At 46.0% G+C, this 15836-nt stretch carries 12 protein-coding genes and 1 pseudogene; 10 read left to right on the top strand and 3 right to left on the bottom strand.

Going from position 1 to position 15836, the window contains the following annotated elements; translation table 11 throughout:
- The first annotated feature begins 147 nt into the window (after window positions 1–147).
- Window positions 148–2892: a C25 family cysteine peptidase gene (locus LO777_RS13725; RefSeq protein WP_228854455.1), complete on the top strand. Its 2745-nt coding sequence runs from the start codon at window positions 148–150 to the stop codon at window positions 2890–2892.
- 226 nt (window positions 2893–3118) lie between these two features.
- On the opposite strand, the gene sthA is transcribed toward LO777_RS13725, so the two are convergent.
- Window positions 3119–4528, bottom strand: coding sequence for a Si-specific NAD(P)(+) transhydrogenase (gene sthA, locus LO777_RS13720; protein WP_228854454.1), 1410 nt, complete (start codon window positions 4526–4528; stop codon window positions 3119–3121).
- A 471-nt stretch (window positions 4529–4999) separates the two neighbouring features.
- Here sthA and LO777_RS13715 point away from each other — a divergent pair, with 471 nt between their 5' ends.
- The 9 genes and pseudogenes from LO777_RS13715 to LO777_RS13680 all read left to right on the top strand — a co-directional run bounded on the left by LO777_RS13715 (window position 5000) and on the right by LO777_RS13680 (window position 14570).
- Window positions 5000–5998, top strand: coding sequence for a threonine ammonia-lyase (locus tag LO777_RS13715; protein WP_228854453.1), 999 nt, complete (start codon window positions 5000–5002; stop codon window positions 5996–5998).
- Between the two features lie 502 nt (window positions 5999–6500).
- Window positions 6501–6929: a hypothetical protein gene (locus LO777_RS13710; protein WP_228854452.1), complete on the top strand. Its 429-nt coding sequence runs from the start codon at window positions 6501–6503 to the stop codon at window positions 6927–6929.
- A 195-nt stretch (window positions 6930–7124) separates the two neighbouring features.
- A pseudogene (locus LO777_RS21375) lies at window positions 7125–7508 on the top strand (transposase).
- A 121-nt stretch (window positions 7509–7629) separates the two neighbouring features.
- Entirely contained in the window at window positions 7630–9306 is a 1677-nt protein-coding gene (locus LO777_RS13700) for a methyl-accepting chemotaxis protein (RefSeq protein WP_228854450.1), read from the top strand.
- A gap of 85 nt (window positions 9307–9391) precedes the next feature.
- On the top strand, window positions 9392–9673 hold the full coding sequence (locus tag LO777_RS21105) for a serine hydrolase (RefSeq protein ID WP_407929072.1): 282 nt from the start codon (window positions 9392–9394) through the stop codon (window positions 9671–9673).
- Between the two features lie 832 nt (window positions 9674–10505).
- Complete coding sequence (locus LO777_RS13695; protein WP_228854449.1) at window positions 10506–11276, top strand: 4Fe-4S binding protein; 771 nt, start codon at window positions 10506–10508, stop codon at window positions 11274–11276.
- Between the two features lie 72 nt (window positions 11277–11348).
- Entirely contained in the window at window positions 11349–12176 is an 828-nt protein-coding gene (locus LO777_RS13690; RefSeq protein ID WP_228854448.1) for an EFR1 family ferrodoxin, read from the top strand.
- 79 nt (window positions 12177–12255) lie between these two features.
- Window positions 12256–12927 (top strand): 4Fe-4S binding protein, encoded by a 672-nt coding sequence (locus LO777_RS13685; RefSeq protein WP_228854447.1) that lies wholly within the window; start codon window positions 12256–12258, stop codon window positions 12925–12927.
- A gap of 143 nt (window positions 12928–13070) precedes the next feature.
- Window positions 13071–14570 carry a methylenetetrahydrofolate reductase C-terminal domain-containing protein gene (locus LO777_RS13680; protein WP_228854446.1) on the top strand — a complete coding sequence of 500 codons (1500 nt, stop codon included), beginning with the start codon at window positions 13071–13073 and terminating at the stop codon, window positions 14568–14570.
- Window positions 14571–14940: 370 nt separating this feature from the next.
- On the opposite strand, the gene LO777_RS13675 is transcribed toward LO777_RS13680, so the two are convergent.
- A complete protein-coding gene (locus LO777_RS13675) occupies window positions 14941–15195 on the bottom strand; it encodes an anti-sigma factor family protein (RefSeq protein ID WP_456237672.1) in 255 nt (84 codons plus the stop codon).
- Between the two features lie 13 nt (window positions 15196–15208).
- A complete protein-coding gene (locus LO777_RS13670; RefSeq protein ID WP_228854444.1) occupies window positions 15209–15772 on the bottom strand; it encodes a sigma-70 family RNA polymerase sigma factor in 564 nt (187 codons plus the stop codon).
- Window positions 15773–15836 lie beyond the last annotated feature (64 nt).

Here is a 15836-nt window from a genome sequence, read left to right as displayed (position 1 = left end):
TTCAAAGAAAAACAATCGTTACATACAATCTGTAATACATTTGTAAGAAGTCGGTTGTATAAAAGAGATATGGATGGCGGTATTTCCTTATTTTCTTTTATTTTTTGGAACCCTGTATCGGGGTTTCTTTCTTCCGGGGGGGCAGTTATGAAAAAGATTAGCCAGCATCTTTTTTTTCAGCGAGATGATCTGACAGTAAACGAGACCATTGCAGGTACAAAGTTTATTCTCAAAGGGTGCAGGATTGAAGGGGAGCCGGGGGCTCCGGCCTTTCCTGTAAAAAAAATGAAAATAGCTCTTCCCCCGAAAATGCGGCCGGTCAAACTGCGGGTAAAGGTGGTCAACGAAATAGCTGTAACCCATGGGAGGATATTTGTCGCCTGTATTCAACCTCCTGTAAGTCCGTTTCTGCAGGAAAAAAACAGGCAGGAACATGTTCTGCCTGATGAAAAACTCTACCGGAAGGCCATGTCCGTAAAAGGTGATATCGCTGTTATGGGGGAGATGCTGTATATCGGTAATTTCCCCGTTGCCGTGGTGGAAATTTTTCCTCTCAGGTATGACAGTGATGGTACGGTGCGGATGATAGAACACTGTATTCTCTCCATTTCCCTTGAAAAAGATGAGGATGTTTATATTAAGCCCCAGATAACCTACCACCAGAGATACCGTGAACATTCCATTGTCCATGAGATGGTGGTGAATCCCGAGCTGGTGCGCAGGACACCTCTACATCGGAGAAAGGTGAAAAAACCTGCGGAAGTTATACCGGAGCCCATAGATATTCCTGGCCGTGTAACAAGAATGGGGGCGCCACCCCTTGTTATCCCGAAACGGGTCGATTACCTGATACTGACGGACAATGACAGGTGGGATGGGGAGACAATGACAACGACCGGTTCCACGGGGGACCTGGTGACAGAATTTAAAAAGTTGGCAGCCCACAAGAAAAAAAGGGGATATCGCACCCATGTCGCCAGGATAAGAGATATTGTTGACGGCAGTTACGGGGATTTTTCCGCCGGTGCCCGCGACCTGCAGGAGGTTATCCGCAATTTCCTTAAACATTTTGTTGTATCCAGGGGAGTGGAATGGCTGCTGCTTGGCGGAGATGTCAGTATCATTCCGCACCGGCTGGCCTGTGGATGCGCCTGGGGTCGTATTGAGAAAGGATCACTTGATAAAAAGAATAAGTCGGAGTGGAAGGGCAGCTATCTTGCCATGCATGTGGATGCAGGGATTTTTGGTCATGTGGACCACAACCTGACCAACTACAGGACGGGTGAGCTCATTCCTTTTGACCCCGGCGGTACGTCAAACTCAGTCACGCCCGGCTGGTATCATACCACCGATTCAACCTTTGCAACGAGAAGTGCGGTTCGCACGGAGTGGATCAGGGTCAACGGGCCGGTCGCGGTGGCCAATGAAATTATGGTCTGGTATACACCGACCAACATGATCCCCACGGATATGTATTATTCCAGCCTGTACAGCGGGTTGTATAATCGTCCCGGCCGTCACGACTGGGATCTGCTGGATAACGAATTATATGGTCAGCATAATGAAGGAAATATTTCCCTGGACGGCGTCGATTTTTCGGTGGATGTGGGTGTCGGCAGGGCACCGGTTGAGAGTGCGGCAGAGGCAGGAATCTTTGTGGATAAGATCATCACGTATGATAACTGGGGAGACAGTCACCATATCAGTGAGTATAACCACTTTAAAAAGATGCTCTTTGTGGCAGAGCACTGGGCCCGTCATTTCCATACCCTGACGCCACAGCCAGGCAACAGCATGCCGCCGGGTAACGAGCGTTTTTCCACTGATCTGGTCGGTGGCTATGCACTTCTCCATGCTGAAAAGTTTGCAAAGAAAAATGCGGCCTCGAAAATAATATGTCATTACAGTGATATATCAAGAAAGGTGCTGCATTTTTCCCAGGAGGCCGACAGGAACAACCCGGGCTGGTATTATGCAAAATCGGCAAACGATCTTCGCCCGAATCTTGTTGAAATTGATCTGATTGTTTTCAAAATAAAGATACCGATTCCCACCGAGTGGGTGGTTGTGTACGGTCCGGCTGCGGATATTTCGCCACTTCGCTATGATGTGGACAAGGAGGAGACAGACTCCTCCGTTACTCAGCAGGAAGAATTGCGTGGTTGGGTACGCAGCAATTTCGGTCGGATCAATCAGGTACAGCGGCTCTATTCGGATGTGACTGATATGCCGGGTGGTTCCCTCTCCGGGGCGGGGCTGAAGACATTGACCGGCGAAAACCTGAAAAACGAGCTAAATGACGGGCCTCATTTTGTCAGCCTCACCGGGCACGGATATTCGGGAGGTGTGGCCCACCTGAACGAGGGGTTGATGAATAAGCTGACAAATGGAGAAAAAACCTTTATTGCCGTGGCCGATTCCTGCCTGACCAACAGTTTTGACGTGAACGATGCCATTGGAGAAAAACTGGTGAAATATCCCGGTGGTGGGGCCGTGGCCTATGTGGGGAACAGCCGCTACAGCTGGATCGGTGTGGGGGACGATTTCAGGCTCGCCTTCTTTAAGGCGATGAAATACACAAGAAACCTTGCCACACTCAACGATTCCCGCTGCTATTTCGCAGGTGACACCAATAGCCGACTTTATAAAATCTGGACGATATTCGAGCAGACCCTGGTGGGTGATCCGGAAATGAATGTATATCGTACGGATTCGGATGCCTGGCCCAAGTATATCGGCAATCATAAGACTAAAGAGCTCCATCGTTCCACCTGTCAGTGGGTGAAGCGGATGGCCAGCTGGAATATGAGGTATTACGATTCCATTGAGGAGGGAATAAATCTCGGCTACGATGGCTGTGCCTTCTGTCTGAAAGCATATGATCATGGCTGATCTTTTTCAGTAACTCAGCAAACTGAAAAATAAAGAGATCCCGATTTGAGGGCACATGTACCGTGGGCGGTACAGGAGTGGGTATCATTGAGGGCGATATTCCCTCAAATCAGGATCAGAGTTGAGCAGGGGGTCTGCTCAACCGGGGGAACTCCATAATGACAGAGTTTGCCTGATTCGTCTGTTGTCGAACTGTTACTAATTGTAACAAAATGTACAGAGGACTTCAGCCCGCCAGGTTGGCAATCTTGTTGGAGGCCGACAGGGCTGCAATCTTCAGGGCCTCCGAGTATGTTGGATAATTAAAGATGGAATCGATCAACAGGTCAATTTTCGCGTTGTGGAGAAGGGCCATCTGGGCAATATGGATAATTTCTGTGGCCCCGCCACCGAGGACATGAACTCCGAGGATTTCCCTTGTATCCCGGTGGACGATCATCTTCAGCATGCCCTCATTTTCGCCTGATATCTGGCCCCTGGGCAGTTCATGATACATGCATTTCCCAATAACGATTTTGTAATCCCGCTGCCTTGCCTCCTCTTCGGTGATGCCGATAAAAGAGATTTCAGGAATGGTATAAATACCGAAAGGAAAAATTTTCGGAAACGTATCCGCCCGCAGCTTCAGAGCATGCATGGTGGCCAGCCTGCCCTGGATAATCGAGGTGGCGGCCAGACTCGGCCAGCCGATTACATCACCTACAGCATAGATATGTGAGCGGTTGGTCTGGTAGAGCTCATTCACTTCAATATAGCGGTAGCTGTTCAGTTCGATCCCGGCATTTTCAATGGCAAGATCTTTCGTGTTCGCTTCCCTTCCCAGAGCAAAAAACAGGCAGTCCGCCAGGATTTTACGGCCGTTGCTGAGCCTGAGGGAAGCACCTTCGGGGGTACGTTCAATGGTAAAATCACCGCAGTTGTGGATATAATCGATATTTCCTTTTGGAAAATTTTCCCTGAGATGACTGGAAATTTCTTCGTCCAGGAATTTCAGCAGCCTGTCGCCCCGGTCCAGCAGGGTCACTTTGACGCCGAGAGCGGCGAAGATGGTGGCATATTCCGAGCCGATGACCCCTCCACCAAGAATGATCAGTGTTTTGGGGATGCTTTCAATATTCAGAATGGAGCTGGAATCGACAATGACACGGTGGTCAAAGGGAACATCAGCCGGATTTCGGGGTTGTGAGCCTGTGGCAATCAAAATTCTTTCACCACACACTTCGAGAGCTTTGTTTCCTTTCAGCTGCTCTATTCGAATGCGGTTTTCATCAATAAAAGAGGCGTGGCCGCGTATAATCCTGATTCTGTTACGTTCCAACTGGCTGGAAATGATCGCGTGCTCCTCCTGACGGACATGGTGGAGCCGCTGTTGCAGCTTGGCCATTGAGATTTCCGCATCCCTGGTGGAGCAGTAGTCATCCTCGAAGACCTTCCTTTTCAGATGCCCGGTCAGATGAAGCACCGCTTCCCGCAATGTTTTACTGGGAAATGTACCGGTATTGACACAGACGCCGCCCAGTGAGCCCTCTTTTTCCAGAACAAGTACACGCCTGTTGGATTTTGCCGCCATAATCGCCGCAGCCAGTCCGGCAGGACCGGTACCGATAATAATAAAGTCAAACTGTTCTTCTTGCATGATGGAGAGGATATTTGATTTTGATAATAGAAAAAACAGGAAATATTCTACTATTCTACCATCTGTATGCTTCAATCACCAGTTTTACCCTGTTGATATCTGATATGGTGGGAAAAGTGAGAAGGTCTGAACATATTTACCTTGAGATCAGAAAAGAAAGTGAATATCCAATGGAACCTGTCCTGTATAATCCATAACCTTTAAAAGGTGCATGCGTATGGAAATGATTTCGTGTAAGTTTGGGGTTAACCGCGGTTCTCAGGAAACAAGTGGAATAATAAACTGGATAAAGAAAAAGTAATCCGGTGGACGATTTTACCGGAGAGATTTTAGGGTAATCAGTTTTATCTTTGTCCAAACTGCAATAAATTGAAAAGAATCAGCTTTTTAAAAATTGTACATGTGAAAATTGCTGTTGTCTGGAGGCTTTTTCAACATGCTCGTCAGATTTCAACAGGATGGTAAGGAGCAATGATTGAACATAAAAGGTATCCGATCTCCTACATTGAGGTTCTTAAGGCTCGAAATGTGGTTTATAACCACCTGACGCCAACACCCCTTATTCGATACGAGAATCTGTCTTCGGTAATAGGAGCCGAAATTTATGTGAAACATGAAAATCACAATCCCACGGGTTCGTTTAAGGTTCGTGGCGGGATCAACCTCATACATCACTTAAAGAGTGTCGGGATAAATGGAGTGATTACATTTTCAACCGGAAATCACGGCCTTTCAATTGCCCAATCCGCAGCGTGGCTTGGTGTTGAAGCGACAATTGTTGTTCCAGAGAACAATAATCCAGTAAAAAATCGAAGTATTAGAGCAACAGGCGCTATTTTGCTTGAGGCAGGTAAAACATTTGAGGAAGCGTCTGCTGTCGTTGACGGGTTATCAGAAAAAGAGAATCTGTATTATGCGCATCCCGCCAATGAACCACATTTAATTAATGGTGTTGGTACTGAATTTATTGAAATCAGCGAAGCGCTTCCTGCATTGGACGCTGTTGTTTTACCAGTTGGTGCAGGGAGTGAAGTGGCAGCAGCTATTGTCGTTTTAAAAAGCATCAATCCTGATATTCAAATTTTTGCGGTACAGGCAGAATGCTCAAGTGCGGCATTTCAATCGTGGAAGTCCGGTAAAATACTTTCATCCGAAAATACAACGTTTGCAGGTGGCTTTGCCACAGGGATTGCATACGAAACCCCATTTGAAATATACAAAAACAATCTTACTGATTTTGTTGTTCTATCGGAAGAGGAGATTTACGAGGGAATTTCATTAGCTGGATACTACACTCACAACTTTGTCGAAGGAGCGGGTGCATCGACAATCATGGCTGCAATCAAATTAAAAGAACAATTAAAAGGTAAAAAGGTGGTACTTCAATTCAGCGGATGCAATGCTTCATCGGACGAAATCAATACGGCATATAACCTACGGTCATTCACTGATGGCTGGGTGAACAAATGAAATCTCATATATCTATGTGACTTCTCATGAATAGAGTATCGGTTATAATATTGTGTTTCATTACCAGCATTTTTCTGTCAGTGATGGTGAATTTACAATTTTTGGATTGGCCATTTTCTGCAGAAAATAATAAGGTTGTGTTGATCGTTGGTGTGGTTATGGGGTCTATTGGCAGTATTCCTTTCATCTTTTTTAACAGCGCAAGTCTTAAAAGAAGAATAGTAACGTCAATGGCAATTATATTCATTTGTGTTTTTATTTATTATGTTTTCAACTTGGTGCTATTCACTATATGAATGAACCATATAACAAGCAGCGACAAACTCATCATGTTTACGGCATTGTTTCATTCGTGGCCATGCTACTCGCCCATACGCAAGGCGTTTAAATTGCATAAAATTGTCATGAATCAGCTATTTTAATATTTGGGATGTGAAACCTGTTATGGTCAGGAACGATTTTTCTACATGCCCGTTAGCAGGATATCAAAAAGGAATACAGCATGACAGAAGAAATCATTCGACGGTATGGCCAAAGAGTAGGATACACAGAATCGGAAGCTGAAATGTTCCATGAAGGGGGGCACCGGGTAAGACAGGTGAAACGCCTATCCCAAGCAGCCTCCAAGTATTCCATTCAGGCCGAGGTAGTTAGCGCCAAAAATTGCAACTCAGGACACAAAAACGGGCAAATATTCATGCTCGATGTGGATGGTAATTTCATATCCAAGTTCTGTCCAAAGAGAATGTGCGTATATTTGATATCACAACTTGTAATCCCAGTGGCACTGATCAACGAAAGACTTAGCGAAGGTCTTGAACCGAATGACTTTCATTTCATGCGGTACGTCCAGTGTCCGGATGTTGGCGTTGACTGTTATGGATACGGCGAGGTCATGCTCAAGGTCCAAGTTGTTCCACGAGCAAAATGAGATCTGAGATTAGCGTAACGACGGCTAACCATGCTCTTGTGCGGAGCGCAAAAAGCTCCTCCCGATGAAGAGCGACGTTCAAGCTGTAGAAAAAGTCACTTGATCTAATTAACTACTGAATAATACGTGATAAAATGTTATACTGCCGTTGCAGATTTATCGAAATACCCCTTACCTTCGATAAATGGAGCTGCAATGGCACGGTATAAACCTTACTCTTATGCCAGGGCCAATTCATTCCCATCCACTTTGCAAATCAGATTCTTCCCGGCACTTTTGAATACACCCTGAATTCTCTTATTGATCATGAACTTGATCTGTCCATCTTTAATGATCGCTATCATACCTGATGATTCAGGTGCCCCGGCTTATGATCCGAAGATTCTGCTGAAAACTATTCTGTTTGCATATTCCAGAGGGATTACAAGCAGCCGTAAAATAGAGAGAGCCTGCCGGGAGAATGTGGTCTTTATGGCAATGTTCATGATTGAATCAACAAGCGCAAGAGTCACGTCTTCAGTTACAATGCCTCCTGCCCAGATTCAGATTGACGAGGAAGCAAACAACAGGCAACCATGATAGTTTTACTTGTGTAAATATTTGTAACACGATAACCTGTTAAGAATAAGAAATATTACTATAAATAAGTTGGTAGATCGGTGTTACATTGTGGATGTGACAGGCCAAAGGAGGAAGGTTTATGCGATTAAATGATATGCCCGTTAAAGTCAAACTTGTGGGTGCCTTTATATTACTTGCCTGTGCTGTCGCCTACATGGGCTGGCAGGGTTTCTCTTCAGCAATGGAGGTCAAGCGGGTTTCAACCGTAGTGAATTCTGCCTTGGAGATGGAACTTGCAGTGCGGGGGGATATGCAGATGATCATGGAACTGCTGGCCGCCGATAATTTGACAGATCTTGACGCTATGTGGAAGGAACATGTTGAGATGGTACAACAATTTGACACCTTTCAGAATGCCATTTTAAATGGTGCTGAGGCAGAAGGAGAGACTCTTTTTGCCACGGATGATGAACAGGTGAGATCTGAAATGGTTAAGGCCGAGGCACTCCACAATGGCCAATTTGTTCCGGCAATTGAAAAAATCTATTCACTTCGTAAAACTATGTTGTCCGGACAGGTGGAAGACGGTGTTGTGGCCCTCCTCAGTGAGACGGATAAGGGAGCCGATGTTACCGGTACTCACTTGATGGAACTTCTGGGTAATGTAGAAAACAGTGCAAAAGATGTTATGACGGCAGTTGTGCGGCAGGTGAAAATTCAGGCACTGCTTGTGACAATTGTGGTTGTCTTGCTGTCGATTGTTGGTGGCTCCTGGCTGGCTGTAAAGATTACTGCACCGCTTCAGGAGGCGGTATCCTTTGCCACTCGGATGGGTGATGGAGATTTGACACAATCGCTTGCCATATCGCAAAAGGATGAAGTGGGTGTTCTGGCTGAGGCCTTGAATTCGATGAAGGAGAGTCTTGGCAGTATGTTTAAGGACATCATTATGGGGGTGGAAACGTTGTCTGCAGCTTCTACAGAACTCTCCGCGATTTCCAGCCAAATGTCAGGCAATGCCGAACAGACAACGGGAAAAGCCAATACTGTGGCGGCAGCGGCAGAGGAGATGAGTGCGAATATGGATTCGGTGGCCGCAGCATCTGAAGAGACCTCGGTCAATGTTAATATGGTTGCGGCGGCAGCAGAAGAGATGAGTGCCACCATTCTCGAAATCTCTGCCAATACAGAAAAAACAAGAACCATAACTGATGCAGCAGTCAGTCAGTCTAAAGATGCATCGGTACAGATCAATGAACTTGGAGCGGCGGCTCACGAAATAGGGCAGGTGACTGAAACAATAACAGAGATTTCAGAGCAAACCAATCTTCTTGCTCTAAATGCAACCATTGAAGCAGCGCGGGCGGGTGAGGCAGGAAAAGGTTTTGCCGTGGTTGCCAATGAAATAAAGGATCTGGCCAAACAGACCTCCGAAGCCACTGCTGAAATTAAGGCCAGAATAACTAAGATTCAAGAGGCCACCAAAAATTCGGTCACCGAGATAACTCAGATTACCGGGGTAATCACCGAGGCCAGTGAGATGGTATTGACTGTTTCTGCGACCGTGCAGGAACAGGCCAACGCCACACGCGAAATTGCGGATAATGTTGCCCAGGCCTCCCAAGGTATTCAGGAAGTTAATGAAAATGTTGCCCAGGCTTCGTCTGTGACAGGTGAGATCGCGGCGGATATTACCGGTGTTGGCGTTTCGTCAAATGAAATAAATGAGAGCTCGTCACAGGTAAAAGAAAGTGCCGAAAATTTGAGCAAGCTTGCAGGCTCGCTGGAGGAGATGATTAGTCGTTTCAAGGTATAAGATGTTTTGATGAAATAGTGACATTGTGCATAGTACAAACATATTGGAAAGATAGAAAAAAAGCGAAAATGAAGTAGGATGCATAGTGTATCCCTCTGTCTCAATTACATTGACACAGAGTGACCTGCTTTTACATACAGCCGGTCTCTTCAGTGCTAACGAAGACGTCGAGTTTCGAAAATCGCCACGGTATATAACACCTGGGGAGGCCATTCATATTTCCATTTCCCATGGGGCAATGTTCTGTTCAGGTGAAAATTGGCGCTACTTAAACACGGGCTACACTATCCTGGGTCAAATTATCGAAGCGGTCGAGGGGCAGCCGTATCACGAAATGGTAAATCGTCGAATCTCGAAGCGGTTGTAGTTGACGACTTTGCGTGCGTTGGCTCCCCATGAGACTCCTGCAGATATAGCGCCACTTGTTCCTGCCGACGGGATGAAGTCTGACCATTCCCCAGAATGGGGTTATTCTGCGGGTTCGGTAGTCAGCTCGGCGGAAGACATGCTGAGATTTTGGCACGCGCTTCTAACGGCAAAGCTTGTCAGCCCTGTCAGCACTTCCAGAATGTTTGAAAAGTTGAACCCAATGTTCGCCCCCGGAACCTATTATGGTCGGGGGGTGATGCTTTATGAATTGCCTGCTGATAAAAACGGACAGGTCAAGGTATGGTTAGGTCATAGCGGCGGCACGCGTGGTGCTAGCTGTAGATGCTTACTTGGTGCATGATCATGCATTTGTAGCTGTTGTATTATCAGGCCGATGGTTTGGCGGAGGCCACAGCCAGCCTGCTGCTGAAAACAGTTCGATAGTGGCTAAGCTTTTCAGATTTTGTATTATCCAGGTGGGAAGGTTGAGTGTAAATCAAATCAGGTCACCTTGAATAATTGCCTTTTCGTCCGATCTCTGCGTCACAGAAAAATGAAAAATGCTCACATATGCTCAATATGCTGCGCTTTTTAATTTTCCTGTTCCTTGATCTCGAACGAAAATTCAAATTATTCAAGATACCCATCAGTTTAATGATGAGGGAACATACACCTTTGAAAATAATACAATCTGCTTTCGGTTGAATAAAATCCGCACTGGTTCAAAGAAATGCTTGCACAGTTTGAAGGGAAATACAGGTGTTTTGAAAAAGCTACACAACCTGCAAAATTACTTACAACTCATTAATAATATATAACTTTCAGCAGAAATGAAAAAAAGACAGAAAATAAGGCAGGGAATTATACTGGTGATGTTTTTTTTATTTCCGGCCCTTTTTTATTATCAATCACCTGTTATTGTGCTTGATGCCGGTTCGAAAGGTATTGTAAACGGTAGCCTTATCGTTTTTTTCCTTATGTTTGTCAGTGCTCTTTTTTTTGGAAGAGGTTTCTGTGGCTGGATTTGTCCTGCGGCCGGATGTCAGGAAGCTCTTTTCCCGGTCAGGGGTAAAAAGGTAACCAGGGGCAACTATATCAAGTGGATCCTATGGGTTCCATGGGTGGGCGCAATTGTGATATCAGCAGTCAGGGCTGGTGGATACAACAAAATCGATTTTTTTTATCAGACTACTTATGGGCTGTCGATAGGCAATGTTGAGAGTCTTGTCGTCTATTATCTCGTCCTTCTTCTCCTCATTGTCATTCCTGCATTTCTTTCTGGCAAAAGATCATTCTGTCATCATTTATGTTGGATGGCTCCCTTTATGATAACGGGCAGGAAGATACGTAATTATTTTCAGTGGTCTTCCCTGCGCCTAATCGCGAATTCAGCAGTTTGTGTAAATTGCCGGGTCTGCACCCGGAAATGCCCCATGAGCCTGCCGGTGGAGGAGATGGTAAACAGAAGCGATATGGAGAATGTCGAGTGTATTTTATGCGGTAATTGTGTTGATGTCTGCAGGGAGAATGCAATAATTTTCAGCTGGGGGAGGGGCCCGGATCATGTGGTTCAGAAAAAAGAGAATAAAGAAATGAATTGAAATGTCATTCAGGCCGGAGAAAAAGGCCGAAAGATATTAACATGCAGATGTAGTCCACAATGAGGGAAAACAATGCAGATACAATCCGTAGCATGTTTATGTTTTTCACCGACGGGAACAACCAGGAGAATTGGAGAAAAAATTGCACAGGGAATGGGGTGTGAACAAGTAGAAATAATGGATTGTACTAAGCGATCCTGGCGAAAAAACGGTCAATTTGATTTTTCCAAGGATCTCATAATTATCGCAACTCCTGTATATTATGGCCGTGTTCCCGAGGAGATTGTTCCTTTTTTGAAAACACTCAACGTTCAGAATAAACCGGCTGTAATCGTGGTTGTGTATGGAAATCGTGAATATGACGACGCGCTTCTGGAACTTCATGATATCTCGCTGGCCCGGGGGTTTATTCCGGTTGCGTGTGGAGCTTTCGTTGCCGAGCACTCCTATTCCTGCCCTGACCGGCCCATTGCCCTGGCAAGACCTGATCCGGAAGATGATAAAACAGCGAAATTATTTGGTTCAAGGATCATGGATAAACTGAGAACTATCCGTTCCATTGAAAATATGCAGAAAATCACTGTTCCCGGCAATTTTCCATACAAGGAACCGGAAAATCTGCTAAAGATCAAAGAGGTTAGAAACACACTGTCTTTTACACCCGAGACAGACTTGGATAAATGCACTCAATGCGGTCTCTGCGCCGAAGTCTGTCCTGCTGAAGCGATTGATAGCGAGGACGTTTCTGTTATTGACAAATGGCAGTGCATAATCTGTTTCGCCTGCATAAAAAACTGTCCATCAGGGGCGAAGCAGATGGTTGATCCGCATTTTAACGATGCCATTGACCGATTACAAATAATATGTCGTCAAAGAAAAGAGCCGGAAATATTTCTTTAAATATGCCATTTTGGCATGGTGATATTGGTTTTTTATCATAACGCAGAGATCAACGTACAGAAAAATAAAGGAGGGAAGGTTGAAGACGGACAAACAACTGGCAGATCCTTTTCTTGGGAAAAGAATTGTTCGTTATGATAAATGGCTGAAAGAAGGACAAATATCGGCATCATCAAAAGTGATTCCCGTTTCAGAGTCGCTGAGTGGGCAACAGTGGGTATTGCCGACAGAACAGGTAAGGGAAATACTCGGCAATGCAGATTCAGTAGCAGTACAGAATTGTGCCTGCAGAAGTCATTATAGCAGATGTGACAAGCCCCTGGATGTCTGTTTTCTTCTCAATTCGGTCGGGGACAAATTCGTCTCCTCCGGCAAGGCCCGTTATGTTTCTCCAGCTGAAATTACTGAAATTTTGAAAAAGGCCAATGAAAACGGCCTGGTTCATCTTGCTCTGTATATGCCGGACCATGAAATTTTTGCCCTGTGCAGCTGCTGCCCGTGTTGTTGTCATGAACTGCAGATCGTGAGGCTCACCGGGCGAAAAGATTTGATGGTTCGCTCCGAGTATGTCGCGGTTACTGATTTTGAGATCTGTGTACACTGTGGTGAATGTGTTGAACGATGCTTTTTCAAAGCCAGAATCTACGATGAAAAAGAGATGAAATACAATTTTCAAACGTGTCTCGGCTGTGGTCTTTGTGTTGAAATTTGCCCCGTTGGTGCAACAACAATGGTTTTGAGAGACTCCTGAAATAATCAGTTTTAGTAATGGGATATATCAATATTCAGAATTAGACAATTCCTGTTTTTCCTCCAAAATGATGGCGAAATGTGTTACCACTATGTGGTATATAACAAAGCCGTTTTCCAGTTTTTTTCAGGAGGAATCCCACCATGCGTTCTTTTAATGATGCTCTGTCAGATCCGCATAAATTTATTGTCACCCTGGAACTGGTTCCGGGAAGGGAATCAAGTGGCAGGTCCATAGGGGCTATTCATTCCATCTGTCGGGATGCCGCAGAGGATGGCAGAATAACCGCCGTGTCCATTACTGACAGTCCTGGTGGAAATCCGGCTCTCAGCCCGGATGTACTCGGCAGCGAAATCCGGTCGTATGGTCTGGATGTTATCGTTCATTTCACCTGCAGGGATACCAACAGAGTAGGGATGGAGAGCCGGGCCCTGCAGCTGGCCCATATGGGAATGAAAAACATTTTGGCCCTGACCGGTGATTACTCTGGAAAAGGATTTGGTGGTCGCGGGACACCCGTTTTCGACTTTGACTCCGTTGTCCTGACCTCCATGCTGAATGATCTCAACCGGCGCCTGATAAAAAGTGGTCATTCCGAAATATTTCAGATCGGATGTGCCGTCTCTCCTTTCAAGTATACAGAAGCCGAAACATGGGTTCAGTATAAGAAGCTGGACAGAAAAATAGAGGCCGGCAGTTCGTTTGTCATCACCCAGCTTGGTTACGATGCCGGCAAGTATGCGGAGCTGCTGCAGTACAAGGCCCAGCAGGGGGACAGTACGCCAGTACTTGCCTCTCTTTATGTCCTTGACAGGCGCTCAGCCAGGCCGATGCATGCCAACAGAATTCCGGGCGTCCATGTTTCTGATAAGCTCTATGAAAAAGTAATGCAGGAATGGTCTGTGGAAGGTGAAGGCATGGGCCATGCAATCGAGAGAAGCGCCAGACTTGGGGTCATCCTCAAAGGACTTGGTTACCGTGGAATTCATATTGGTGGGATTCATAAGAGTTTTGACGATGTTGCAGCCATTCTGGACAGAATGGAGGAGCTTGAGGACGACTGGCAGCAGTTTCTCCCTGAGTTTTGTGAAAATCATGAAGGATTTTACCTGTATGAAAAGAAGGAAAAAGAAAACGGGACACCTTTTCAGCCCGCTCAGGCTAACGGCAGGTTGATTGATAACTGTCATTATCTTTTTCTGCGCAAGGCCCATGACCTGTTTTTTGACAAGGGCGCGGCAATGGCTCCGGTCTACAGGAAGATTTCCAGCTCTCTTGAGAAGAAAAACATGTCCTGGGTTCTGAAACGTGTGGTGGAAGATCCGTTCAAAAAACTCTTTCTTTCCTGCGAGAGCTGCGGAGACTGCGGTATACAACATGTGGGGTTTCTCTGTCCCGAGTCCGGCTGTCCAAAGCATACACGCAATGGTCCCTGCGGCGGCAGCAATGACGGGTATTGTGAGGTCAATCAGGACAGGCTTTGCGTCTGGGTAAGGGCCTACCATCGTATGAAAAGGCATGGGGAGGCGGAGCAGTTGTCCCAGGAGTTTATTCCTCCCCGGCAGTGGGAGTTGAAGGGCAGTTCCTCCTGGATTAATTTCCACCTGGACAGAGATCATCAGGGGCGGAGAAAGGCGGCGTGATACCTGTTAAAAACTGAAGACCTGGCCGAACATGCTGTCGTTGGCGTTGTAACCGAAAGCCGCCTCCAGGGTGAAGGTGATTCCCGGGCTAACGCAGGTCTGTATAGACATAATTCCAGGAAATACCACCACTGGTGGAAGTATTATATTTCTCCTTTTCCTTGATGAAATAATGCAGGGCCAGGGAAAGTTCATTTTTTACCGGAATCCCGGATTCCCTGGTGCGGGGTAAGAGAGTTGTCGATAATATTCAGTTCACATTATCGTCAGAAGCTTGAACCAGCAGATGAACTTTGTTTTCAGCTTGTGTCTGTCCAGAAATGAGGTGGAGAAGAAGAAAAACAACGATGACAGCAGTAAAGAGAAAAATTTAATCTGTCTCATTGGTCAGTTCCCTGGCAATTCGTTTACGGGCCTCTTCGGAAAGGTGGTGGGTGGTGGTGTCGGAATTGTCTTTGCGAAGCAGGGAGCGGATAAGCAGCAGTTGTTTTCTGTAACGTCTGCACAGCACACACATCATCAGATGAAGGCGGATTCCCGTTCTTTCATAGACGGTCATCCGTCGATCCATGGATTCGGAGATCAATTTTGATGTTTTTTTACAGCTCAATATCCAGTGGTGCATTGTGGTACCATTTTCAAGCAAACCAGGCTGATTCCAGACAGCGCCTGAGGAGCATTCTTGCCCTGTAAAGAATAACCCAGCAGTTGTTTTTTTTCATTTGAAACATGCTGCATATTTCATTTGTTGAGAGACCCTGCATCTCACGCATTGTGTAGGTTCGTGACAGGTTTTCAGGCATCTCGTCGAGACACCTGTGGATGACGGCCAGCAGTTCCCTGTTTTCATACAACCGGGCCGGATCTTTTGACCAGTCGGTCGGTTTTACCTTCCATTTCTCCCTTTCATCAAAGAGACTGTCATCGCTGAAGCTGTCTGTAATTTTCCTCCCCTGTTCGGAGGCTGATTTCCTGTAGTGGTCGACAATTTTATTTCTCAGAATTCCTGTAAGCCAGGTCTTAACCGCGGATTTTCCTGAATAACTTTTTCGGGAACGGTAGGCGGCAAGCAGTGTTTCCTGAACCAGGTCTTCTGCAGTAAAAGAATCGCGGACGCGGTTGCGGGCGAAGCTGTAAAGAGCATCCCCATATTGGTGCAGCCATGTTACCGGATTGTTTTCCAGGATGTTTTCCGTTGTCATGAGTTTTTTGTCTTATGCTGTTTTGGGCAACATATCATGAAAACGGGTGGTCAACACCTCTTTT

This window comes from Desulfomarina profundi (genome assembly GCF_019703855.1).
Lineage (GTDB): Bacteria > Desulfobacterota > Desulfobulbia > Desulfobulbales > Desulfocapsaceae > Desulfomarina > Desulfomarina profundi.
Note: the sequence above shows the minus strand (reverse complement) of the source record. Positions and strands in the feature narration are given on the sequence as shown.

Coding starts and splice junctions, on each gene's coding strand:
- LO777_RS13725 (WP_228854455.1), top strand. CDS start 148: ATGAAAAAGATTAGCCAGCATCTTTTTTTTCAGCGAGATGATCTGACA.
- sthA (WP_228854454.1), bottom strand. CDS start 4,528: ATGCAAGAAGAACAGTTTGACTTTATTATTATCGGTACCGGTCCTGCC.
- LO777_RS13715 (WP_228854453.1), top strand. CDS start 5,000: ATGATTGAACATAAAAGGTATCCGATCTCCTACATTGAGGTTCTTAAG.
- LO777_RS13710 (WP_228854452.1), top strand. CDS start 6,501: ATGACAGAAGAAATCATTCGACGGTATGGCCAAAGAGTAGGATACACA.
- LO777_RS13700 (WP_228854450.1), top strand. CDS start 7,630: ATGCGATTAAATGATATGCCCGTTAAAGTCAAACTTGTGGGTGCCTTT.
- LO777_RS13695 (WP_228854449.1), top strand. CDS start 10,506: ATGAAAAAAAGACAGAAAATAAGGCAGGGAATTATACTGGTGATGTTT.
- LO777_RS13690 (WP_228854448.1), top strand. CDS start 11,349: ATGCAGATACAATCCGTAGCATGTTTATGTTTTTCACCGACGGGAACA.
- LO777_RS13680 (WP_228854446.1), top strand. CDS start 13,071: ATGCGTTCTTTTAATGATGCTCTGTCAGATCCGCATAAATTTATTGTC.
- LO777_RS13675 (WP_456237672.1), bottom strand. CDS start 15,195: ATGCACCACTGGATATTGAGCTGTAAAAAAACATCAAAATTGATCTCC.
- LO777_RS13670 (WP_228854444.1), bottom strand. CDS start 15,772: ATGACAACGGAAAACATCCTGGAAAACAATCCGGTAACATGGCTGCAC.